The 21,958-nt window shown below is 74.9% G+C and carries 21 protein-coding genes; 5 read left to right on the forward strand and 16 right to left on the reverse strand.

What is annotated here, in order from left to right:
* Window positions 1-53: 53 nt before the first annotated feature.
* Window positions 54-317 carry a DUF4229 domain-containing protein gene (locus DNK53_RS00840; RefSeq protein ID WP_110180442.1) on the reverse strand — a complete coding sequence of 88 codons (264 nt, stop codon included), beginning with the start codon at window positions 315-317 and terminating at the stop codon, window positions 54-56.
* Window positions 318-361: 44 nt separating this feature from the next.
* Here DNK53_RS00840 and DNK53_RS00845 point away from each other — a divergent pair, with 44 nt between their 5' ends.
* Entirely contained in the window at window positions 362-571 is a 210-nt protein-coding gene (locus DNK53_RS00845) for a hypothetical protein (RefSeq protein WP_204163692.1), read from the forward strand.
* Here the strand turns inward: DNK53_RS00845 and ccsB are convergent.
* The 6 genes from ccsB to hemL are packed head-to-tail and all read right to left on the reverse strand — an operon-like array spanning window position 544 to window position 6,665.
* Entirely contained in the window at window positions 544-1,629 is a 1,086-nt protein-coding gene (gene ccsB, locus DNK53_RS00850; protein ID WP_110180443.1) for a c-type cytochrome biogenesis protein CcsB, read from the reverse strand. The two genes, DNK53_RS00845 and ccsB, sit on opposite strands and share 28 nt — an antisense overlap.
* Window positions 1,626-3,281, reverse strand: a complete 1,656-nt coding sequence (gene resB / locus DNK53_RS00855) for a cytochrome c biogenesis protein ResB (protein ID WP_239456293.1) — start codon at window positions 3,279-3,281, stop codon at window positions 1,626-1,628. Before resB ends, ccsB begins: the two co-directional genes overlap by 4 nt.
* Window positions 3,278-4,039 (reverse strand): cytochrome c biogenesis CcdA family protein, encoded by a 762-nt coding sequence (locus tag DNK53_RS00860; RefSeq protein ID WP_110180444.1) that lies wholly within the window; start codon window positions 4,037-4,039, stop codon window positions 3,278-3,280. Before DNK53_RS00860 ends, resB begins: the two co-directional genes overlap by 4 nt.
* Complete coding sequence (locus tag DNK53_RS00865; RefSeq protein ID WP_110180445.1) at window positions 4,032-4,643, reverse strand: TlpA disulfide reductase family protein; 612 nt, start codon at window positions 4,641-4,643, stop codon at window positions 4,032-4,034. Before DNK53_RS00865 ends, DNK53_RS00860 begins: the two co-directional genes overlap by 8 nt.
* Before the next feature lies 1 nt (window position 4,644).
* Window positions 4,645-5,331, reverse strand: a complete 687-nt coding sequence (locus DNK53_RS00870) for a histidine phosphatase family protein (protein ID WP_110180446.1) — start codon at window positions 5,329-5,331, stop codon at window positions 4,645-4,647.
* A complete protein-coding gene (hemL, locus tag DNK53_RS00875) occupies window positions 5,328-6,665 on the reverse strand; it encodes a glutamate-1-semialdehyde 2,1-aminomutase (RefSeq protein WP_110180447.1) in 1,338 nt (445 codons plus the stop codon). Before hemL ends, DNK53_RS00870 begins: the two co-directional genes overlap by 4 nt.
* Before the next feature lie 161 nt (window positions 6,666-6,826).
* Between hemL and DNK53_RS17900 the strand changes: the two genes are divergently transcribed.
* Complete coding sequence (locus DNK53_RS17900) at window positions 6,827-8,611, forward strand: lytic transglycosylase domain-containing protein (protein ID WP_162599690.1); 1,785 nt, start codon at window positions 6,827-6,829, stop codon at window positions 8,609-8,611.
* Here the strand turns inward: DNK53_RS17900 and hemB are convergent.
* The 7 genes from hemB to DNK53_RS00915 all read right to left on the reverse strand — a co-directional run bounded on the left by hemB (window position 8,568) and on the right by DNK53_RS00915 (window position 16,373).
* Window positions 8,568-9,488: a porphobilinogen synthase gene (hemB, locus tag DNK53_RS00885; RefSeq protein ID WP_239456370.1), complete on the reverse strand. Its 921-nt coding sequence runs from the start codon at window positions 9,486-9,488 to the stop codon at window positions 8,568-8,570. The genes DNK53_RS17900 and hemB overlap by 44 nt on opposite strands.
* Before the next feature lie 122 nt (window positions 9,489-9,610).
* Window positions 9,611-11,266: a bifunctional uroporphyrinogen-III C-methyltransferase/uroporphyrinogen-III synthase gene (locus DNK53_RS00890; protein WP_110180448.1), complete on the reverse strand. Its 1,656-nt coding sequence runs from the start codon at window positions 11,264-11,266 to the stop codon at window positions 9,611-9,613.
* Window positions 11,263-12,210 carry a hydroxymethylbilane synthase gene (hemC, locus tag DNK53_RS00895; protein ID WP_239456371.1) on the reverse strand — a complete coding sequence of 316 codons (948 nt, stop codon included), beginning with the start codon at window positions 12,208-12,210 and terminating at the stop codon, window positions 11,263-11,265. Before hemC ends, DNK53_RS00890 begins: the two co-directional genes overlap by 4 nt.
* 2 nt (window positions 12,211-12,212) lie before the next feature.
* Window positions 12,213-13,523: a glutamyl-tRNA reductase gene (locus tag DNK53_RS00900; RefSeq protein ID WP_110180450.1), complete on the reverse strand. Its 1,311-nt coding sequence runs from the start codon at window positions 13,521-13,523 to the stop codon at window positions 12,213-12,215.
* Window positions 13,520-14,254 (reverse strand): redox-sensing transcriptional repressor Rex, encoded by a 735-nt coding sequence (locus DNK53_RS00905; RefSeq protein WP_110180451.1) that lies wholly within the window; start codon window positions 14,252-14,254, stop codon window positions 13,520-13,522. Before DNK53_RS00905 ends, DNK53_RS00900 begins: the two co-directional genes overlap by 4 nt.
* A 190-nt stretch (window positions 14,255-14,444) precedes the next feature.
* Window positions 14,445-14,720, reverse strand: a complete 276-nt coding sequence (locus DNK53_RS00910; protein WP_239456294.1) for a glutaredoxin family protein — start codon at window positions 14,718-14,720, stop codon at window positions 14,445-14,447.
* 6 nt (window positions 14,721-14,726) lie between these two features.
* On the reverse strand, window positions 14,727-16,373 hold the full coding sequence (locus tag DNK53_RS00915; protein WP_110180452.1) for a class I adenylate-forming enzyme family protein: 1,647 nt from the start codon (window positions 16,371-16,373) through the stop codon (window positions 14,727-14,729).
* Window positions 16,374-16,425: 52 nt separating this feature from the next.
* Between DNK53_RS00915 and DNK53_RS00920 the strand changes: the two genes are divergently transcribed.
* The 3 genes from DNK53_RS00920 to DNK53_RS00930 all read left to right on the forward strand — a co-directional run bounded on the left by DNK53_RS00920 (window position 16,426) and on the right by DNK53_RS00930 (window position 19,816).
* Entirely contained in the window at window positions 16,426-17,313 is an 888-nt protein-coding gene (locus tag DNK53_RS00920; protein ID WP_239456295.1) for an HAD family hydrolase, read from the forward strand.
* Window positions 17,314-17,418: 105 nt separating this feature from the next.
* Window positions 17,419-18,279: a sigma-70 family RNA polymerase sigma factor gene (locus DNK53_RS00925; RefSeq protein WP_110180454.1), complete on the forward strand. Its 861-nt coding sequence runs from the start codon at window positions 17,419-17,421 to the stop codon at window positions 18,277-18,279.
* Window positions 18,280-18,370: 91 nt separating this feature from the next.
* The gene (locus DNK53_RS00930) at window positions 18,371-19,816 is read left to right on the forward strand and encodes a DUF5667 domain-containing protein (protein WP_110180455.1); all 1,446 of its coding nucleotides are present in this window, start codon (window positions 18,371-18,373) and stop codon (window positions 19,814-19,816) included.
* On the opposite strand, the gene DNK53_RS00935 is transcribed toward DNK53_RS00930, so the two are convergent.
* Entirely contained in the window at window positions 19,785-20,963 is a 1,179-nt protein-coding gene (locus tag DNK53_RS00935; protein WP_110180456.1) for a lysophospholipid acyltransferase family protein, read from the reverse strand. The two genes, DNK53_RS00930 and DNK53_RS00935, sit on opposite strands and share 32 nt — an antisense overlap.
* Window positions 20,956-21,948: an NAD-dependent epimerase/dehydratase family protein gene (locus DNK53_RS00940; protein ID WP_110180457.1), complete on the reverse strand. Its 993-nt coding sequence runs from the start codon at window positions 21,946-21,948 to the stop codon at window positions 20,956-20,958. Before DNK53_RS00940 ends, DNK53_RS00935 begins: the two co-directional genes overlap by 8 nt.
* Between the last annotated feature and the right edge of the window lie 10 nt (window positions 21,949-21,958).

Raw genomic sequence — 21,958 nt, forward strand, 5'->3', positions numbered from 1 at the left:
GCGCGTCGCCGCACCGGGGTTTCCGCCGGCCCCGACTAGGGAGCGGGAGCCGCTCAGTCCTCCTCGCCCGGCTCCTTGCGGTTGGCCTCGAAGGCGGCGCGCGACCGGTCGGCGCGCTGCTGGATCCACAGGGCGGCGGCCTCCCGCTGGCGGGCCAGGAGGAACCAGGAGGAGACCCCCGACAGGAGCAGGGCGACCACGGCGGCCCAGAGCAGCGGGACCTCGTCGGTGACCAGCGACCAGATCCCCGCCACCACGAGCAGGCAGGCGAGGAAGAGGACGAGGCGCATCACGTTGTAGACGAGGAACGGCTTCACGGGTCCAGCCTAGGCGCCGACCACCCTCGTCCTACATTGGAGGGGTGCTGAAGATCCTGATCGTCGTGCTGCTGGTCGCCCTCGCGATCTACGCGGTCACCCGCCTGCTGGAGAAGCGCGGGCGCGGCAACCGCCCGGGCCCCCGGCCGCGGCAGGCGCCGCCGCGCGTGATGGGCCCCGACGACGACCCCGACTTCCTCCGCGACCTCGAGCGGAAGCGCCGCCGTCAGGAGGACGAGCCGGAGGCGGGCTGACCCGCCACCGCCGGACCCACCGCCACGACCGCGGCCTGCACCGCGCCCCCGTCCTCCACGCCCTGGGCGTAGGAGTGCTGCGAGGTGGTGGAGAAGAAGTTGATCCCGATGAAGTTGAACCACAGGGTGGCGACGCCGACCAGGGCGAGAATCGCGGCGTTCCGGCCACGCCAGCCGGCCGTCGTCCGGGCGTGCAGGTAGGCCGCGTAGACGACCCAGGTGATGAACGCCCAGACCTCCTTGGGGTCCCAGCTCCAGTAGGAGCTCCACGCCTCGTGCGCCCAGATCGGCCCGGTGATGAGCACCGCGAAGGTCCACACGGGGAAGCCGAAGGCGTGCATCCGGTAGGAGATCCGGTCCAGGGTCGCGGTGTCGGGCACCCGCGCCAGGTAGCCGGTGCGCGGCCCGCTGCCGCCCGCCTCCTGCGTCGCCGCGGGCCGCCCGAGCGGCTCGCCGGTCGCGACCCCGCCGGCGGGCACCGCGACTCTCTCCTCGACCCGCTCGGCGGCGCGGCGCTCCGACCGCGCCTTGAGCAGGAAGAGGGCGGAGGTGATGCCGCCGAGGGTGAAGGCCCCCGTGGCGATGATCGCCGAGACGACGTGGATCACGAGCCACGGCGAGTAGAGCGCCTCGGTGAGCGGGGCGACGGGGTCGTAGAGCCAGATCACCGCGGTCATGCTGGCGGCCAGCACGAAGCCCACGACCAGCGGCGCCATCCAGGAGAGCTGGAAGCGGCGGTGGAGCACGAGGTAGAGCAGCGAGACGAAGAATGCCCCCGAGATCGTGAACTCGTACATGTTGCCCCACGGCACCCGGTTGGGGTCCGCGGCCATCCCGCGGCCCAGGAGCGCGACGAAGTGGACGCCCGTGGCGATCACGGTGAGCAGCACGCCGAGGCGGCCGAACATCGCGGTGCGCCCGGTGGTGGGGGTCTCGTACGACGGGATCTTGCGCAGCGCGGCCCACTCCACGAGGTGGGCGAGCAGGGCGAGGAAGTACACCACCCCGGCCACGAAGATGGCCTGGTTGCTGAGGTTCTCCCACTGGGTGTCGGTCACGCGTCCTGCTCCTTGCTGGCTGGTGTCTCCATGATGCCTGCCTGCACCTCGGCGAGCTCCGCCGGGACGTCCCCGCCGCCGGAGCGGTCGAGGCCGGCGATCTCCACGACGGTACGGGCGTCGTCCCCGCTGCCGGTGCGGCGGGCCCGCACCCAGACCCGGCGGGGCCGGACGTAGAGCGAGCCGATGAGCCCGAGGAGGGCGAGGCTGACCCCCGTGAGGGCGACGAGCTTGCCGGGGGTCTGGCTGATCTGGATCCGGTTCCACCGCTCGAGCCGCTCGAACTCGACGGTCCCGAGCCCGTCGGGCAGCTCGACCTGGTCCCCCGGGCGCAGGTCGAGCCGGAACATCGACCCGTCCTCCTTCGTGACCTGCTCGGCCTTGCTCGTGTCGAGGACGTAGACCGACTGGGAGCCGGGGTCGTCCATCCCGAGGTCGCCCTTCCACACGGTCAGCGAGACCAGCGGGTCGAGGGCGTCGCCGAAGGCCGAGTAGGGGCCGATCCCGTCCTCGCCGGCCTGGAAGCCGAACGTCGGGTAGAGCTCGCCCTGCAGGCCGATCTGCTCCGGCCGGGCATCGCTGGCCTTGACCACCCCGAAGGAGCGGAAGGTGCCGTCGGTGGGCAGGAAGATCGTCGGGCCGGTCCACGCGACGTCCCCGTTGCCGTCGCGGACGGTGATCACCGGGGCGTAGCCGTGGCCGATGAGGAAGACGTCGGTGTCGCCGATGGTCAGCGGGTGGTTGACCCGCAGGTCGTACTCCCGCTCCGGCCCGCCCGGCTCCTCGGTGTAGGTGAGGTGGGAGACGAACTTGCGCGCCTGGCCGGCCGCCGGGCCGTCGGTGAGCCACTCGATGTCGAAGTCGGTGACGTCGAAGGCGAAGGGCTCCATCCACTCCTGGCGGAAGAGGCTGCCCGGCACGAAGTCGTCGTACAGCGTGACGTTGTTGCTGAACCCCTTGCCGACCACGACGATCGTGCCGCCCTTGTAGCCGAAGAGGCTGCCCATCGCGAACCCCACCAGGACCACGAGGATCGAGAGGTGGAAGAGCAGGTTGCCGGCCTCGCGCAGGTAGCCGCGCTCGGCGGACACCCAGCGGTCCCCGTCGGTCGAGCCTGCTCCCCCGTCGGTCGAGCCTGTCGAGACCTCGACCCGGTAGCGGCGGCCGCGCAGCACCTCCACGGCCCGGGCGAGCACGACGTCGGGCGCCTGGTCGGTCTCGTACGTCGTGTGGTCGGCCAGCCGGGTCAGGTTGCGGGGCGCCCGGGGCGGGCGCGCCCGCAGGGCCCGCCAGTAGACGCCCGTGCGGGGGATGATGCAGCCCACCAGCGAGACCATGAGCAGCAGGTAGATGGCCGCGAACCAGGGCGTCTCGTAGACGTTGAAGAGGCCGAGCTTCTCGTAGATCGGCGCCAGGGTCGGGTGCGACTCCCGCCACTGGGAGGCCTTGAGCGCGTCGATGTCCTCCTGCGGCACCACCGACCCCGGCACGGCGGCCAGGGCGAGCAGCAGCAGGAGCACCAGCGCGGTGCGCATCGAGGTGAGCTGGCGCCAGGTCCAGCGGCCCAGCTCGCGGACCCCCAGCTCGCCGGGCCTGCGGGTCGGCTCGTCGTCGGGGGTCGTCCCCGGACGGGCCGGGTCGTGGTCGCTCACACGCTCACCTCGAAGTCGTTCTGCAGGTTGACCTGGACCCAGGTCACGAGCTCGGCCCACAGCCCGGTGACCAGCAGGACGCCGACGGCCACCAGCATGAGGCCGCCCGCCCGCATCACCCAGGCCTGGTGCCGCTTGAAGAAGGAGAAGGCGCGCATCGCCCGCCCGTAGGCGAGCCCGGCGAGCACGAAGGGCAGCCCGAGGCCCAGGGAGTAGAACCCCGACAGCAGCGCCCCGCGGCCGGCGCTCCCCTCCTGGTAGGAGAGGTTGAGGATCACGCCGAGGGTGGGGCCGATGCACGGCGTCCAGCCCAGGCCGAAGAGCAGACCGAGGAAGGGAGCGGCCGCCAGGCCCACCGCCGGCACCCGGTGGACGCGCCAGTCCCGCTGCAGCCAGGGCAGGACGCCGGCGAAGACCAGGCCGAGGACGATGGTGAGCACCCCGAGCACCACGGTGATCTGGCGCTCCCAGGTGACCAGCCAGACGCTGAGCCCGCCCGAGAGCGCACCGAGGGCCACGAAGACGGCGGTGAAGCCGCCGACGAAGAGCAGCGAGCCGAGCAGCATCCGGCCGCGGCGCCGTTCCGCCTCCCCCGCCGCCAGGTCGGCGCCCGAGAGGCCGGTGGCGTAGGAGAGGTAGCCCGGGAGCAGCGGGATGACGCACGGGGAGAAGAACGAGACGAGCCCCGCGACGAGCGCGACGGGGATCGCCAGGGCGAGCGAGCCGACCGCGGCCTGCTGCTCGAACCACTCAGCCATCGCCGGCGCCCCCGGGAGCCCCGCTGCCGCCCGTGTTGCCTGCGCCCGCCACGTCCTCGACCAGGTCGACCAGGGTCAGCGCCGAGGGCAGCCGGCCGATGATCGAGCCGGCGACCCGCCCCTGGGCGTCGAGGACGACCGTGGAGGGGATGGCCCGGGGCGGGATCGTGCCGGAGAAGGGCAGCAGGGCCCGGCCGTCGGAGGAGTAGAAGGAGGGGTAGTCGATGCCGACGTTCTCGGCGAACCGGACCGCCTGGGCGGCGGAGTTGTCGCGCACGTTGATCCCGACGAACGCGGCCTCGTCGCCGAGGGTCTCCCGCGCCTCGAGGAGGTCGGGCATCTCGATCCTGCAGTCGACGCACCAGGCGCCCCAGACGTTGACCACGACGGGGGTGCCGCGGCTGTCGGCCAGGTCGAGCGGCTCGCCCTCTAGGCCCTCGCCGGCGAGCTCCACGGGGTCGCCGCGCTCCGAGGGGTCGAGGAAGGTGACCTGCCCGTCGCCGCTGACGTAGCCCTTGTCGCCGGTCGCGGAGAGGTCGGAGCAGCCGGCCAGCAGCAGGCAGGCGGTCAGGAGGGCCGGGACGGCCCGGGGCAGGCGGGACACGTCAGGGTCGCTTCTCCTCGGGGGCGCCGCCGGCCGAGAACGGCGCCCTGCGGTCGTGCACGGGGATCAGGTCGCCGGCCGGCTCGGAGTAGGTGAGCCGGACGAGGCGGTCGTCCTCGAAGTGGAGGGTGGTGAGCGAGCAGAGGGTGCACTGCCGGCTGCGTGGGTCGTGGACGAAGGAGCGGCCCTCGGCGGCCAGCCGCGTCGTCCAGATCGGGAGCTGGTGGGAGACCACCACGGCCTCGTGGCCCCGCGCAGCGTCGCGGGCGTCGTGCACCGCCGCCATCATCCGCGCGGCCATCTCCTTGTAGGGCTCGCCCCACGAGGGCTTGAAGGGGTTGTAGAGGTGGCGCCACAGGTGCGGCCGCTTGACGAGCGTCATCGCGCCCTCGCCGAAGCTGATCCCCTCGAACCGGTTGGTCGACTCGATCACCCGGGGGTCGACCACGGGCTCGAGGCCCCGCGCGGCCAGCAGCGGCGCGGCCGTCTCACGGGCCCGCTCGAGCGGCGAGGTGCGGACGTGGACGACGTCGCGGTCGCCGACGACGTCGGCGACCCGCTGGGCCATCCGACGGCCCCGCTCGGAGAGGTGGAAGCCGTCGCGGCGCCCGTAGAGGACCCCCTCCGGGTTGTGCACCTCGCCGTGGCGCAGCAGGTGCACCATCGTCCGGACCGGGCTCGGGCTCATCGGACCTCCTCCGTGGTCGGGCGCTCGTCGCGGGCGGCGGCCGCGGCCCGCGCGGCGCCCGGCAGCGCGGAGAGCACGTGCTGGACCGCACGGTCGTCGTGGGCGGCGGAGACGAACCAGCACTCGTACGCCGACGGCGGCAGGTAGACGCCCGCGTCCAGCATCGCGTGGAAGAACGCCGCGTACGCCGCGGTGTCCTGGCGGGCGGCCCCGGCGAAGTCGCGCACGGGCCGGTCGTCGAAGAAGACGGAGAACATCGTGCCGGCCGCCTGCACGACGTGGGGCACCCCCGCGGCGGCGAGCGCGTCGCCGGCCGCCTCCCGGATCGTGGTGGAGACCGCGCCCAGGCGGGCGTAGACGTCGTCGTCGGCCAGGCGCAGGGTGGCCAGGCCGGCGGTGGTGGCGACCGGGTTCCCCGACAGCGTGCCCGCCTGGTAGACCGGGCCCTCCGGCGCCAGGTGGGCCATGACGTCGGCCCGCCCGCCGAAGGCGGCGGCGGGGAAGCCCCCGCCCATCACCTTGCCGAAGGTCATGAGGTCGGGCGTCCAGCCCTCGTGGGCGCCGTCCAGGCCCCACCCGCCCCGGGCGGTCGCGCGGAACCCGGTCATCACCTCGTCGGAGACGAAGAGGGCCCCCGCCTCGCGGCAGGTCTCGGCGAGGAACGCGTTGAAGCCCGGCTCGGGCGGCACGACGCCCATGTTGCCGGGGGTCGCCTCGGTGACCAGCGCGGCGATCCGCGGGCCGTGCTCGGCGAAGGCGGCGGTGACGGCCGCCCGGTCGTTGTAGGGCAGGACCAGCGTGAGGCCGGCCTCCTGCGCCGGGACGCCGGGGGTGCCCGGCAGGGCGAGGGTCGCGACGCCCGACCCGGCCTCGGCCAGCAGGGAGTCGACGTGGCCGTGGTAGCAGCCGGCGAACTTCACGACCAGGTCGCGCCCGGTGAAGCCGCGCGCGAGCCGGATCGCCGACATGGTGGCCTCGGTGCCGCTGGAGACCAGCCGCACCCGCTCCACCGGGGCGCGCCGCACGATCTCCTCGACCAGCTCGACCTCGGGCTCGGTGGGGGTGCCGAAGGACGTGCCGCGGGCCACCGCGGCCTGCACGGCCGCGGTCACCTCGGGGTGGGCGTGGCCGAGCAGCATGGGGCCCCACGAGCAGACCAGGTCGACGTACTCCCGGCCGTCGACGTCGGTCAGCCAGGCCCCGGAGGCGGAGCGGATGAACCGGGGCGTGCCGCCGACGGCGTTGAACGCCCGGACCGGCGAGTTGACCCCTCCGGGGGTCACCGCCTTCGCGCGGGCGAAGAGGTCGGCCGAGACCGGGCTGGGGAGGCTCACCGGCTCATTGTCGCCCAACGGCCCAAGCCCGGCCCAATCCCCCACGGGCCGCGGACGCGTGACACAGACGTGAAACGGAGGGTGCGGCAGCGACGCGGGGGTTCCGTCCTCAGGGTGCGAGGAGCATGATCGGAGGGATTCGGGTCGTGCAGGGGGGCGAGATGGCGAAGACGGGGTTCCGCGGGTGGCAGCGGACCACCGCCGGCGCGCCCCTGGCCGCCCTCGCGGTCGGCTGGACGGCGTGCCTCGCCGCGCTGGGCGCCCCCGGGCCCGGTGCCCCCGGCGCGGGTGCCGTCGCACCCGACGGCGCCACGGCGGTGCTCGCCGCCCCGGGCGCCTCCGGACCCGCCGGGGGCGGCGGCGCGGGCTCCGCGACCGACCCGGTCCGCGACCTCCCGCCGCCCGACGTGGTCCGGGCGGCCGAGGTCGACAGCGTCGCCCGGGAGGTCGCCACCGGCCTCGACGTCGAGGCGGCCAGCAGCGGAGCCGTGCCGGGGCCCGCCCTGGCGGCGTACCGGCTCGCCGAGGCCGTGATGCGCACCGCCGACCCCGGCTGCGACCTCGACTGGGCGGTGCTGGCCGCGATCGGCCGGGTGGAGTCCGACCACGGGCGGTACGGCGGCAGCGTGCTGGACGACGACGGACGGTCCCGGCCCGGTGTCGTGGGGATCGCGCTCGACGGCCGCCACGGCACGGCGCGGATCACCGACACCGACCGCGGGCGCCTCGACGGCGACGACCGGTTCGACCGGGCCGTCGGCCCGATGCAGTTTATCCCGTCGACGTGGTCCGCGGTCGCCGTCGACGGGGACGCCGACGGCGTCCGCGACCCCCAGGACCTGGACGACGCCGCGCTGGCCGCGGGCGTCTACCTGTGCTCCGGGCCGGGCTCGCTCGCCGACCCCGCGACGCTGCGCGACGCCGTCCTCTCCTACAACCGCTCGACCAGCTACGTCCGGCTCGTGCTGGGGGTCGCCGAGGCCTACCGCGGGTCGACCGCCGCCGACCCGCTCGGTGCGCGCTCGCTGCAGGCGGCCGGCGTGGCCGACCGGCTCCGGCCCGGCGACCCCGGCTGGCGCAGCAGCCCGGGCAGCGGCGTCGTGGCGCCGGCCCAGGAGCTCGCGGTCCACCCGCTCACCAGCACCCGCGGCCGGCAGGGCGAGGAGGCGGGGCCGCGGATCGAGGCGCTCGGCCCGCCCACCCCCTGGCCGCCGTCGCGGCGCCGCACGCCGACGCCCAAGCCCACGCCGACGCCAACGCCCACGCCCACGCCCACGCCGACGCTCACCCCCACGGCCACCCCGACGGCGACTCCCACCCCGACGGCGACTCCGACGCTCACCCCCACGGCCACCCCGACGGCGACTCCGACGGCGACTCCGACGGCGACCCCGACGACCGAGCCCACCCCCACGGCGACGCCCACGGTGACCGACTCGGCCCAGCCCACGCCCTCCGCCGAGCCGACGCCGACCGCCGAGCCGTCCCCGTCGACGGATCCCACCGACGTGCCCACCGACGGACCCGCGGACCCCGATGACGGGTCCACCGACGAGCCCTGGGTCCCGCCGGCGCTGCCGACCCCGCGCGGCCCGCTGCCCGACGTGGACCCGACGACGCTCCCCTTGCCTGACGACCTGCCTGACGACCTGCTTGACGACCTGCCTGCCGATCTGCGTGACGACCGGCCTGTCGACGACCGCCCGGCGGACGAGGCCGCGAGGATCGCGCTGCTCACCGCGGCGGCGCTCTGCCTGGAGTCGGGCGTGGCGCTGGAGGACGTCGAGCAGCTGGAGGCGTGCCTGGCCGACTGGCTGCTGCCCCCGCCCGACGGGACCGGGGAGGAGCGCGAGCAGGAGCCCCCGGCGGGTCAGCCCGCGGCCCGGGCGGCGGGTCCGGCGGTCAGCGGGTCAGGAGCCGTGCGGCCTCGGCGGCCCAGTAGGTGAGGACCACGTCGGCGCCGGCGCGCCGGATGGAGGTCAGCGTCTCGAGGATCGCGGCCTCGCGGTCGATCCACCCGTTCGCCGCGGCGGCCTCGACCATCGCGTACTCGCCGGAGATGTTGTAGGCCGCCACCGGCACGTCGACGGCGTCGCGCACCCGGCGGACCACGTCGAGGTAGGCCAGCGCCGGCTTCACCATGACGATGTCGGCGCCCTGCTCGACGTCGAGGAGGGCCTCGCGGACGCCCTCGACGGCGTTGGCAGGGTCCTGCTGGTAGGTACGCCGGTCGCCCTGGAGGCTCGAGTCGACCGCCTCCCGGAAGGGGCCGTAGAAGGCGGAGGCGTACTTCGCGGAGTAGGCGAGGATCGAGACGTCGGTGTGCTCCATCGCGTCCAGGGCGGTGCGGATCGTCGAGACCTGGCCGTCCATCATCCCGCTCGGGCCCACCATGTCGACCCCGGCGTCGGCGTGGGCGAGCGCCATCTCGGCGTACGCCGCGAGCGTGCGGTCGTTGTCGACCTGCCCGTCGGAGGTGAGCAGGCCGCAGTGGCCGTGGTCGGTGAACTCGTCGAGGCACAGGTCGCTCATCACCGTCAGTCCGTCGCCGACCTCGGCGACCACGTCGGTGATCGCCAGGTTGAGGATGCCCGTGGGGTCCACGGCCCCCGACCCGGTCGCGTCCTTGTGCTCGGGGACGCCGAAGAGCATCACCCCGCCCAGGCCGAGCTCCGCCGCCTCGGCGGCGGCGGCCCGCAGGGAGTCCCGGGTGTGCTGGACCACGCCCGGCATCGACGAGATCGGCCGCGGCTCGTCGAGCCCCTCCCGGACGAAGAGCGGCAGCACCAGCTGTCGCGGCTCGACGGCGACCTCGGTGACCATCCGGCGCAGGGCCGGCGTCGTCCGCAGCCGTCGCGGCCGCACCACGGGCCCGGTGACGGCACCGAGGGACGCCGGGGCTCCCGACGTCGGGAGCTCCTCGCCCGGGCCCGCGGCGGGGGCCACTACTTGGACCCGGTCCGGCGCCGGCCCGACGCCTTGCGGTCCGAGGGCTTCGTGACGGGCTGGCCCGCCTCCACCATCGCCAGCCGGCGGGCCGCGCCGAAGTCGGCGAGGGCGTCGACGAGGACCTCCACGTCGGGCTTGGGGGCCATCACGTCGACCCGCAGCCCGTGCTCCTCGGCCGTCTTGGCCGTGGCCGGCCCGATCACCGCGATCACGGTCGACGGGTGCGGCTTGCCGGCGATGCCGACGAGGTTGCGCACCGTCGAGGAGGAGGTGAAGACGACGGCGTCGAACTTGCCGGTCTTGATCGCGTCCCGGGTGGGGGCCGGGGGCGGGGTGGCCCGCACGGTCCGGTAGGCGGTGACGTCGTCGCACTCCCAGCCCAGCTCGACCAGGCCGGCGACCAGGGTCTCGGTGGCGATGTCGGCGCGCGGCAGGAAGACCCGGTTGATCGGGTCGAGCAGCTCGTCGTACGGCGGCCACTCCGCCAGCAGCCCGGCGGCGGACTGCTCGCCGGTGGGGACCAGGTCGGAGCGCAGGCCCCACGCGGCGATCGCCTCGGCGGTCTTGTCGCCGACCGCCGCGATCTTGAGGCCGCTGAAGGCGCGGGCGTCGAGGCCGTACTCCTCGAACTTCTCCCGGACCGCCTTGACGGCGTTGACCGAGGTGAAGGCGATCCACTCGTAGCGGCCCTCGACGAGGCCGCGGACGGCCTTGTCCATCTGCAGCGGGTTCCGCGGCGGCTCGACCGAGATGGTCGGCACCTCCTCGGGCACGCCGCCGTAGGCCCGCAGCCGCTGCGAGAGCGAGCCGGCCTGCTCCTTGGTCCGCGGGACCAGGACGCGCCAGCCGAAGAGCGGCTTGGTCTCGAACCACGAGAGCGTCTCGCGCAGGTTGACCACGTCGCCGACCACGATGATCGCCGGCGGCGCCACCCGGGCGGCGCGGACGTCGGCGGCCACGTCGGCCAGGGTCGAGGTGAGGGTGGCCTGTTCGGTGGTGGTGCCGACCCGGGTCACCGCGACCGGGGTCTGCGCCGAGCGGCCGGCGGCGACCAGCGCGGCCGCCGTGTCGCCGATGCTCCCCACGCCGGAGAGCAGCACGAGGGTGCGGTCGTCGGCGTACTGCGACCAGTCGACCGTCCCGCCGCAGGTCACCACGGCGACCTCGCGGTGGTTCTTGTCGGTGAGCGGGATGCCGGCGTACGCCGGGACCGCCTGGACCGCCGAGACGCCCGGGACGATGTCGAAGCCGACACCCGCCTTCACGCACGCCTGCGCCTCCTCGGGGCCCGAGGCGTAGAGGAAGGGGTCGCCGGTCATCAGCCGGACTACGCGGTGCTTCTTGCCGTGCTTGACGACCACCCGGGCGCGGTTGGCGTGGGTGAGCGGCTGGCCGTCCTCGCCGAAGCCGCCGTCGACCAGCAGCGGGGCGCCCTCGACGGGGGCCGGCTCCTCGCCGGGGACGCGGACCGGGAGGCCCAGGACCGCACGGACCATGTCCTCGTGCTCGGGGGCCTCGGTGACGACGACCTCGGCGTCGCGGATCAGCTCCACGGCACGCACCGTGAGCAGGCCCGGGTCGCCGGGACCGCTGCCGACGAAGGAGACCCAGCCGGTGGGGGTGGTCTTGCTGGGGGTGTTGCCTCGGGTCATGGGTGCTGGTTCCTCACTGCTGCCTCGTGCGGTGCTTCCATCAGGTCCTTGGCGCCATCGGCGAGCATCTCGCTCGCCAGGCGGGCGCCGACGCCCGCTGCCTCCTCCGGCCGGCCGGTGGCGCTCATGCGCACCGACAGCCCGCCGTCCGCGGACAGGGCCACCGCCCTGATCCACAGCTCGTCCCCCGACTCCCCCTCGACCACCTCGGCCAGGGCACCCAGCGGTGCGCTGCACCCGGCCTCGAGCGTGGCCAGCACGGCCCGCTCCGCCTCGACGGCGACGCGGGTGCGCGCGTCGTCGAGCTCGCCCAGGAGGGCGGTCAGCTCCTGGTCGTCGCTGCGGCACTCGACCGCCAGCGCACCCTGCCCGGGGGCGGGGAGCATCTGGAGGGGGTCGAGCACCTCGGTCACCTCGTCGAGACGGCCCAGTCGGGCCATCCCGGCGCGGGCCAGCAGGATCGCGTCCAGCTCGCCCGAGGTCACCTTGCCGATCCTCGTGCCGACGTTGCCGCGGATCTCCACGACCTCCACGCCGAGCCCGAGGGCGCCGAGCTGCGCGGCCCGCCGCGGCGAGCCCGTGCCGACCCGGCTGCCCACCGGCAGCTCGCCCAGCGTCAGCCCGTCCCGGGCCACCAGCACGTCGCGGGGGTCCTCCCGCGGCGGCACGGCGGCCAGGGTGATGCCCGGGTGCGGGGTGGTCGGCAGGTCCTTGAGCGAGTGGACGGCGAAGTCCACCTCGTCGGCCAGCAGGGCGTCGCGCAGCGCGCTCACGAAGACGCCCGTCCCGCCCATCTGGGCGAGCGGCGCGCGGCTCACGTCGCCGTGGGTGGTCACCTCGACCAGCTCGACCTCGCGGCCGAGCCGCCGGACCATCTCGGCCACGTGGCCGGACTGGGTGGTGGCCAGGGCGGAGGCGCGGGTGCCCAGGCGCAGGGGTCGCAGGCTCATCGCGCCTCCCCCTCGCCGGGCACGATGCCGCGGGTCACGGCCGAGACCGCCTGGGGGTCGAGCGCGAAGAGCTCGGCGAGCGCCTCCGCGTAGGAGACGGGCTCGCTCTCGGCGGCCAGCTCCTTGACCCGGGTGGTCGGCTGGTGCAGCAGCTTCTCGGCGACCCGGTGCACCGTGCGGCGCACCTCGGCGCGGACGGCCTCGTCGAGCTCGGGCAGCCGCGTGGCCAGCCGGTCCATCTCGCTCTCCACCACGCCGGTGGCCATGGTCCGCAGCGCGACGACGGTGGGCGTGACGCTCGCCTGGCGGCGCGCGGCGAGGAACGCCTTGACCTCCTCGGCGACGATCTCCTGCACGCCGACGACGTCGCGGTAGGCGTCCTCGGCGTCGAGGACCGCCGCCAGCTGGGCCAGCCCGGTGAGCTCGACCCCCGGCAGGGCCGCGACGTCGGGGTCGACGTCGTGCGGCAGCGCGAGGTCGATGACGTCGAGGCGCTCGGTGCGCTCCCCGCGGGCGGTGGCCAGCATCGCCGCGCTGACCAGGATCCCGGTCGCGCCGGTGCAGGTGATGAGGACGTCGGCGTCGGCCAGGGCGGTGTCGAGCTCGGCCAGCGGCAGCGCGGAGACGTCGTACTCCGCGGCGAGGCGCTCGGCGTTCTCCAGCGAGCGGTTGGCGACCACCACCTCGCGCGCGCCCATCCGGGTCACGGTCGCGGTGGCGAGCGCGGCCATCGAGCCGGCACCCAGCACCACGACCTTGCGGCCCCCGAGGCCGCCGTGCGGCTCGGTGGTGTGGTGCAGCGCGGCGGTGACCAGGGAGGGCGCGGCGGCGTCGATGTCGGTCTCGGCGTGGGAGCGCTTGCCGACCCGCAGGGCCTGCTGGAAGAGCAGGTTGAGTGCCGGGCCGACCGTGCCGAGCTCCTGGCCGACGCGCAGCGCCTCGCGGGTCTGGCCGAGGATCTGGCCCTCGCCGACCACCATCGAGTCGAGCCCGGCGGCGACGTGGAAGAGGTGGGAGACCGCGCCGTCGTCGTAGTGGACGTAGAGGTGCGGAAGCATCGCCTCGGTGGTCTCGCCGGCCTGCTCGACCAGCATCCGGGAGAGCTCCTCGACGCTGCCGTGGAACCGCTCGACGTCGGCGTAGACCTCGAGCCGGTTGCAGGTGGCGATCGCGGTCGCCTCGAGCACGTGCTCGCAGGCGGAGACGTCGGTGACCAGCTTGCTGACCCCGTCGGCGTCGAGCGCGAGGCGCTCCAGCACCGCCACGGGCGCGGACTTGTGGGAGATCCCCACGACCAGGACGCTCACGAGACCCTCCCCTGGTCGACCAGGCCCTGCTCGACCAGCGGGACCGGCACCTCGTCGACCGACCCGTCGGGCCGGGCCTGCTGGGCCTTGCGCTGCTCGTGGTAGGCGAGGATCTGGAGCTCGATCGAGAGGTCGACCTTGCGCACGTCGACCCCCTCGGGCACCGAGAGGACGCCGGGGGCGAAGTTGAGGATGCTGGAGATGCCGGCCTCGACCATCCGGTCGGCCACGTCCTGGGCGGCCGGCGCCGGCGTGGCGATGACGCCGATGGCCACGTCGTTGTCGCGCACGATCGCCGCCAGGTCGTCGAAGGGCCGCACCGCGACGCCGGCGACGAGCTCGCCGTGGCGGGAGGCGTCGGCGTCGAGCAGGGCGACCACGCGGAAGCCGCGGCTGCGGAAGCCGGAGTAGTTGGCCAGGGCGTGGCCCAGGTTGCCGATCCCGACGATGACGACGGGCCAGTCCTGGGTGACCCCGATCTCGCGGGCGATCTGGTAGCGCAGGTACTCCACGTCGTACCCGACGCCGCGGGTGCCGTAGCTGCCGAGGTAGGAGAGGTCCTTGCGCAGCTTGGCGCTGTTGACCCCGGCCGCGGCGGCGAGCTCCTCGCTGGAGCACGTCGCGGTGCCGGCCTCCGTGAGGCTGGTGAGGGCCCTCAGGTAGACCGGGAGCCGAGCGACCGTCGCCTCAGGGATCTCCCTGGCCGCCTCGGGTGAAGTCCGTGCAGTCACTGGTTCTTCTTTCCAGCCAGAACGACGGCCCGGTCGGGTCCGGGTCCGGAATCGCTCGGCGCTCCTCACTGTAGGAGTTTGTGAACGCGAGAACAAAATCTGTCCGGTCCGCGGCGCACGCGTCTGGGGCGCCCCGCGGCGGCGGGGGCCGTGAGCGTGAGGTGCGCCACCCGGCGCCGGCGGGACGCGCTCAGGGGCGGGCGAGCGCCGCCCGGAGCCGGGTCTCGTCGACTCGCCAGAAGTCGTGCTGGCGACCGTCGACGAAGGTCACCGGCACCTCCTCGGAGAAGCGGTCGAGCAGATCGCCGTCGTCGTCCACGTCGACCTCGGTCCAGGTGTCGCCGGTCTCGGCGCAGACCCGCTGCACCACCCCCACCGCCTCCTCGCAGAGGTGGCAGCCCTGCCGGCCGTAGACGACGACCCGGGCCAGCCCGCGGGTCCCCTCCAGACCACGTTCCTCGGACACGAGCCGCTACTCCAGCAGGCCCAGGGCCCGGCGCCGCTCGATGCCGCGCAGCCGGCCCTTCTGGATCTTGCCGGTGGCGGTCCGGGGCAGCTCGGCGACCACCTCGATCCGGGCGGGGTGCTTGAACCGGGCCAGGTGGCTCGTGGTGCGCTCCCGCACGGCGGCCTCGAGGTCGTCGGCCGGGACCGAGCCGTCACCCACGACGTAGGCGACGACCCGCTCGCCGGTCTCGGGGTCGTCGGCGCCGATCACCGCCACCTCGACCACGCCCGGGACCTCGCGGACCACCTCCTCGACCTCGGAGGGGTAGACGTTGAAGCCCGAGACGATGACGAGCTCGCGGACCCGGTCGACGAGGTAGAGGTCGCCGTCGGCGTCGAGGTAGCCCACGTCGCCGGTGCTGAACCAGCCGTCGGCGTCGGGGCCGCCGGCGCCGTCGGGCCAGTAGCCGGAGAAGAGGTTGTCGCCGCGCACCTGGATCTCGCCGGGGTCGTCGCCCTCGAGGTGGCCGGTGTGCTCGTCGACCAGCCGCAGCTCGATGCCGGGCAGCGCCGCGCCGACCGAGCCGGTGTGCCGCACGCCGTCCGCGTCACCCGGGCGGCGGGGGTGGCGGCTGCAGAGGGTGGAGGTGACGACCGGCGCGGCCTCGGTGAGGCCGTAGCCCTGGTGCACCTCGACCCCGGACGCCTCGGTGAACCGGTCCATCACCTCGGCCGCCAGCGGCGCGGAGCCGGAGAGCATGAGCCGGACGGGGCCGAGCCGGTCGCGCAGCCCCTCGACCGGGAGCCAGTGGGCGAAGACGGGCGGGGCGACCGGGACCACGGAGACGGCCTCGTCGTCGATCAGGTCGAGCGTGGTCTCGGGCTCGAAGCGGTCGACGAGGATCAGCTTGGCGCGGTGCCGCAGCACGCTGCCGAGCACGGCGTTGAGGCCGTAGACGTGGAAGAGCGGCAGCACCCCGAGGACGACGTCGTCCCCGTGCATCATCGGCGGCTGGACCGCGGCGACCTGCTCGATGTTGGCGACCAGCGCCCGGTGGGTGAGCATCGCGCCGCGCGGCCGGCCCGAGGCGCCGCTGGTGTAGAGGAGGACCGCGAGCTTCTCCGGGTCCTGCAGGAGCGGGCGCGGCCCGGGCGGCTCGGCCACGAGCTGGGCATAGCTGGCGTCGGAGCCGGGGTGGGCGGCGTCGCCGATGACGACGAGGCGCGGGTCGCGGGCCCGCTCCATCAGGTCGTCCTCGAGCTCCCCCTCGGCGAGGGGGCGACCCTCGCGCGCCGCGGCCAGCATCTCGAAGGCCTCGCGGACCGCGGGAGCGGTGCCGCCGTCGGCGACCACGAGGCGGGCGCCGGAGTCGGCGAGCATCCGGGCGAGCTCGTACGCCGTGGAGCCGGGGTTGACCGGCACGGCGACGACCTGCGCCGCGAGGGCGCCGAGGTAGCAGGTGACGAACTCCAGCCGGTTGCCGAGCACGATCATGGCCCGCATCCCGGCGACCAGCCCGGCGCGGCCCAGGCCGGTGGCGACCCGGCCCACCTCCTCGTCGAGCTGGGCCCAGGTCAGGCTGCGGCCGCCGACCTCCACGAGGGCCAGCCGGTCGGGGCACTCGGCGGCGGCGGACACCACCAGGTCGGCGACGGAAGAGCTGCGCGGCATGGCCGTGATACTTGCACAACCGACCCCCCTCGTCTCCCACTACGCTGGACCGGTGACGCGCCCCGGACAGCACCGCACACCGTCCGACCTCCGACGCCGCTCCGCGCTGGCCGGCGAGGCAGCCGCCGCCTCCGCCGAGGTGGAGGTCGCGCTCGCCACGCCACCCGACGCCACGAGCGCCGCCTTCTTCGACGTGGACAACACCGTCATGCAGGGCGCGAGCATCTTCCACCTGGCCAAGGGGCTCTACAAGCGCAAGTTCTTCACCACCCGCGACATCGTCGGCGCGATGTACAAGCAGGCCTGGTTCCGCGTCGTCGGCAAGGAGGACCCCGAGCACATCGAGGACGCGCGCAACTCCGCCCTCGGGTTCATCGCCGGGCACACGGTCGCCGAGCTCGAGGAGCTCGGCGAGGAGATCTTCGACGAGGTGATGGCCCACCGGATCTGGCCCGGCACCCGGGCGCTGGCCCAGATGCACCTCGACCGGGGGCAGCGGGTCTGGCTGGTCACGGCGGCCCCGATCGAGATCGCCTCCATCATCGCCCGGCGGCTCGGGCTGACGGGGGCGCTCGGCACGGTCTCGGAGCACCGCGACGGCGTCTACACCGGCAAGCTCGTCGGCGACCTGCTGCACGGGCCGGCCAAGGCCGAGGCGGTCCGGGCGATCGCGGAGCGCGAGGGGCTCGACCTCGCCCGCTGCTCGGCGTACTCCGACTCGATCAACGACCTGCCGATGCTCTCCCTGGTGGGCGACCCCGTCGCGATCAACCCCGACCCCGCGCTGCGCGCACATGCCCGGGCCCAGGGCTGGCGGATCCGCGACTACCGGACCGGGCGGAAGGCCGCCCGGATCGGGCTGCTCACCGGTGCCGCCGCGGGCGCCACCGCGGGCGGGATCGCCGCCGGCCTGGCCGTGCGCGGCCGCCGCCACGGCTGAGCCCCGTCCGACATGTGACATCTTGCGCGCTCCTGTCACGCTACCCCTTCCCAAACCGCGCGTCCCCTCCTAGCCTCGAAACCACGAGGGAGGGAGGGGCGCGGCATGCTCGGGAGGCACGACGCCCGCGCGGGGCTGGAGGAGCTCCGCCGCGCGGCACTGGCTGCCCTGCGCCCGACCCTGCTCCCCACCCTGAGCCCGACCGGGGAGCTGCGGTACGCCGTCCCGGACGGCCTGCTCCTCGCCGAGGCGGGCCCCCGGCTGCAGGCGCCCGCCCGGGCCGGCACCGCCGCCGCGCCCGACGTGCCCGCGCCCCGGGGTCGCGGCCGGACCCGACCCGGCGACCGGGACCGCGCGACCGCCAACGAGGTCGACGAGGCCGAGCGCGAGCGGCTGATCGCCCTGGTCGAGCTTGCCCGCGGCGGCGACGCGGAGGCCTTCGGACTGCTCTTCGACCACTACCACCGCGCCGTGCACCGCTTCCTGCTGCACCGCACGGGATCGGTCACCCTCGCCGAGGACCTCACCTCCGAGACCTTCTTCCGGGCGCTCCGCTCGATGCAGGACTTCCGCTGGCAGGGCCGGGACTTCGGCGCGTGGCTGACCACGATCGCCCGCAACCTGGCGGCCGACCACTTCAAGTCGGGCCGCACCCGGCTCGAGAGCAGCACCGACGACCTCGGACCGCACGAGGCGGCCCTCGACCGCGACCGGGTGGTCGGCGGCCGCGACCCCGGGCCCGAGGAGGCGGCGCTGGCCTCCGCCACGCACGCGGTGCTGCTCGCGGCGCTGCGCTCCCTGCCCGACGACCAGCGCGACTGCCTGGCCCTCCGGTTCCTCCAGGGGATGAGCCTGGCGGAGGTCGGCGAGGTGCTCGGCCGCTCGACGGGTGCGGTGAAGCAGCTGCAGCTGCGGGGCCTGCGCACCCTGGCCCGGCGGCTGCCCGCGGAGATGGCCGAGCCGTGAGGACCGTAACCTCCGCCCCCTCCGGCTCGTTGCCACCAGTGACCCGGCCGTTCCCGGCGGTCCGGGCGCGCTCCCGAGGAAACCGCCAGCCATGACCCGCCCGTCCCGCCCGTCCCGCCTGCCCGGCCTGCCCGGGTCCCGTCGGCGCGCGGCGGCGCTGGCCGAGCTGGACGCGCTGGCGGACCGGCTCGCGCGGGTGCCGGACACCCCGCCCCGGGCGGAGTTCGTCGCCGACCTGCGCGACCGGCTCGTCGCCGAGGCCGCGACCGTCCTCGTGCCGCGCGCGCGGGCGGGCGGGCTGCGCGACGGCACCGGCCCCGGCACTGGCCCCGGGGTCAGCACCGGGGTCAGGACGCCGGCCCGGCAGGTGCGGGACCGGCGGGTGGCCGCCGTCCTCGGCACCGCCGCGGTGCTCGCGGCCAGCGGCTCGGTCGGCGCGGCCTCGCAGGCGGCGATGCCGGGCGAGTTGCTCTACCCGGTGAAGTCGGTCCTGGAGTCCGCCCGGGAGCAGCTCGCCACCGGCGACCGCGACAAGGGCGAGCTGCTGCTGGCCCGGGCCGGCTCCCGCCTCGACGAGCTCGAGGAGCTGGTCGCGCGCGGCGACGACGACAGCCTCGGGGCCACCGGGCCGACGCTCGAGGACCTCGCGGCCCAGGCCGAGGAGGGCGGCGGGCTGCTGCTCTCCGACTTCGAGGCCGACGGACGCCGCTCCTCGGTGCTCGCGGTGCGGGAGTTCGCCGCGGCCGCGCTCCCCCGGCTCGAGGCCCTCGCCCCGGACCTGCCCGCCGAGGCCCGCGACCCGCTCGTCGCCGCGGCCGAGGTGCTCGTGGCCCTCGACGACCGCGCCGTCGCGGCGTGCCCCGACTGCGGCGGACCCGACGTGCTCGTCGTCCCCCGCTTCCTCACCGCCCCCGTCCCGGTCGGTGCCGGTGGCGCCGACGGACCGCTGCCGCTGGCCTCCGGCGAGGGGCCGGCCGTCGGAGACGACCCGGCCGAGGCGCCCGGCGGAGCCGGGGACCCGGTCGGGCCGGGCACTCCCGGCGTGGGTCAGGAGGGCGAGCCCGCCGGGCCGTCCGCCTCCCCCAGCGCGTCCCCCCACGCGACTCCCAGCGCCTCGCCCACGGGCGGACCGGGCGGCACCGGGCCCACCGACCCGCCGACCTCCAAGCCCACCGACCAGGGCTCCGCGAGCGCGTCGCCCAAGCAGTCCCCCAGCCCGACCGCGAAGCGCACCGAGGAGACTCCCGCAGCGACCTCGGTGCCGCTCCCGACGCCGAGCGACGTGGTGGAGGAGCTCACCGAGGCGCTCGTCGGGTCCGGCGAGCCGAGCGGCACCGGTCCGACCGGCCCGGCGGACCAGGAGCCCACGGACGCCGGCCTCGTCGGTGACGTCGGCCAGGTGCTGGGCGAGGTCACCGGCACGCTGCTCGGCACCCCCGTCGGCGAGGCCGTGGAGCAGACCACCGGCGGCGTCCGCGGCTTGGTCTCCGGGGTGCTGCGCGGGGTCAACGGGGGAAGGCGGAACCCCGGTCCCTGAGCAGGGAGAAGAGGGTCTGCTGGATCGTCTCCCGCACCTGGTCGGTGAGGTCGAAGACCAGCATCGGGTCCTCGGCCTCGGCCTCGTCGTAGGCGTCGGTGCGGATCGGCTCGCCGAACTCCATCAGCCACTTCGACGGCAGCGGCACCAGGCCGAGGGGGCCCAGCAGCGGGAAGAACGGCGTGACGGGCAGGTAGGGCAGGTTGAGCAGCCGCGCCAGCGTCGAGAGGTTGCCGACGATCGGGTAGATCTCCTCGGCCCCCACCACCGACAGCGGGACGATCGGGACCCCCGTGCGCAGGGCCGCCGAGACGAACCCCCCACGGCCGAAGCGCTGCAGCTTGTAGCGCTCGGAGAACGGCTTGCCGATGCCCTTGAACCCCTCGGGCCAGACCCCGACCAGCTCGCCGGAGGTGAGCATCCGCTCGGCGTCCGCCTGGCAGGCGAGCGTCGCACCCGCACGGCGGGCGATGGAGGCGACCAGCGGGAGGCGGAAGACGAGGTCGGCGCCCAGCGGCCGCAGGAACCGGCCGGTCTGCTCGTGGACCGAGAACATCGTCATCAGTCCGTCGACCGGGATGGTCCCCGAGTGGTTGGAGACGACGAGCGCCCCGCCGTCGGTCGGGATGTTCTCGACGCCGCGGACCTCGATCCGGAACCACTTCTCCGCGATCGGCCGCAGCACCGCGAGCAGCAGGTGCTCGGTGAGCTGGGGGTCGAAGCCGAAGTCGTCGACCGGGTAGTCGCCGTCCAGCCGCTTGCGGACGAAGGCGAGCAGCTCGGCCAGCCGGCGCTCCCAGTGGTCGCCGAAGACCTCGCGCGCCCCGGCCTCGATCGCGCCGAGCCACTCCCCGACCGGGATCCCGCCCGTGGGCTCGCGCTCCTCGGTGGTGAAGGGGCTGCGCGGCTCGGACCGGCCGGCGGCCCCGGCGTGGGCCTGCGTGCCGGCGCCCGCGGCGCGGCTCGGGTCGTTGCTCGGGTCCTTGCTCGGGTCGCTGCCCGCGGCGGGGCTCGCGGCGCGCGACCGCTTGGGGGCGGGCGCGGGCTTGCCGGCGAGGTTGCGCGCGGCGGACGACGGCTTGGCGCGGCCGGTCCCGCGGCCGGGGCGGCCACCGGTGCCGAGGGGGATGATCTCTGCCTCAGGCACGGGAACCTCCTGTGGTCGCGAGAGGCGCCCGGTCGCCACGACCCAGGCTGCGGCAGAAGTCGGCGAAGGCCTCGGCGGTGGTGTAGCGGGGGGTGAACCCCAGCACCTCGCGCATCCGGGTGGTGTCCACCCCGCGGCCGTAGGTGAGCAGGTTGCGCTGCTCGGGCGAGAAGTCGGCGAGCCGCGCCGAGCGCAGCATCGACTCCACCCGGCCCAGGGCCAGCGCCGGGAGCGGCAGGCCCACCTTGCCCAGCCGGCGCACGGCCTGGGTCAGCATGAGGACGCCGTCGCCCGCCACGTTGAAGGTGCCCTCGACGTCGTGGGTGGTCGCGTGGAGGAGGACGTCGTAGAGGTCGTCCTCGTGGAGGAACTGCAGGCGCGGGTCGAAGCCCAGCACCATCGGGACGACCGGCATCCGGAAGTAGGACGTCATCGGGCTGACCACGTGGGCGCCGATCACGTTGGCGCAGCGCAGCATCGTGACCCGCACGTCGGGGCGACGGCGGGCGAAGCCGCGGACGTAGCCCTCGACCTCGGTGACGTCCTGGGCGTAGCCGGACCGCGGGAGCTTCTTGGCCCCCATGTCCTCGGTGAACATGGCCGGGTCGCGGTTGCTGGCGCCGTACACGCCGGTGCTCGACTTCACGACCATGTGCTTGACGCCCGGGGCCCGCTGGCACGCGGCCAGCAGCTGCATGGACCCGATGACGTTGAGCTCCTTCATCGCGGTGCGCCCGCCGGAGCCGGCGGGGGTCGCGATGACGCTCATGTGCACGACGGTGTCGACGTTCTCCCGCGCGATCACCTTGGCGATCACGGGGTTGCGGATGTCGGCGCGGACGAAGGAGACGTCGCCGATGTCACCGCGCGGCGGGACGACGTCCACGCCGATGACGCGATCGATGGAGGGGTCGGCAGCGGCCGCGCGCGCGAAGCGGCGACCCACGTCCCGGGACGTCCCGGTGACCAGCACGACCCTCCCCATGATCGCGAGG

The organism is Nocardioides solisilvae (genome assembly GCF_003194625.1).
GTDB classification, from domain to species: Bacteria; Actinomycetota; Actinomycetes; order Propionibacteriales; family Nocardioidaceae; genus Nocardioides; species Nocardioides solisilvae.

Coding starts and splice junctions, on each gene's coding strand:
- DNK53_RS00890 (WP_110180448.1), bottom strand. CDS start 11,266: ATGACCCGAGGCAACACCCCCAGCAAGACCACCCCCACCGGCTGGGTC.
- hemB (WP_239456370.1), bottom strand. CDS start 9,488: ATGGTCACCGAGGTCGCCGTCGAGCCGCGACAGCTGGTGCTGCCGCTC.
- DNK53_RS00860 (WP_110180444.1), bottom strand. CDS start 4,039: ATGGCTGAGTGGTTCGAGCAGCAGGCCGCGGTCGGCTCGCTCGCCCTG.
- DNK53_RS00930 (WP_110180455.1), top strand. CDS start 18,371: ATGACCCGCCCGTCCCGCCCGTCCCGCCTGCCCGGCCTGCCCGGGTCC.
- DNK53_RS00940 (WP_110180457.1), bottom strand. CDS start 21,948: ATGGGGAGGGTCGTGCTGGTCACCGGGACGTCCCGGGACGTGGGTCGC.
- DNK53_RS00870 (WP_110180446.1), bottom strand. CDS start 5,331: ATGAGCCCGAGCCCGGTCCGGACGATGGTGCACCTGCTGCGCCACGGC.
- DNK53_RS00925 (WP_110180454.1), top strand. CDS start 17,419: ATGCTCGGGAGGCACGACGCCCGCGCGGGGCTGGAGGAGCTCCGCCGC.
- DNK53_RS17900 (WP_162599690.1), top strand. CDS start 6,827: ATGGCGAAGACGGGGTTCCGCGGGTGGCAGCGGACCACCGCCGGCGCG.
- DNK53_RS00915 (WP_110180452.1), bottom strand. CDS start 16,373: ATGCCGCGCAGCTCTTCCGTCGCCGACCTGGTGGTGTCCGCCGCCGCC.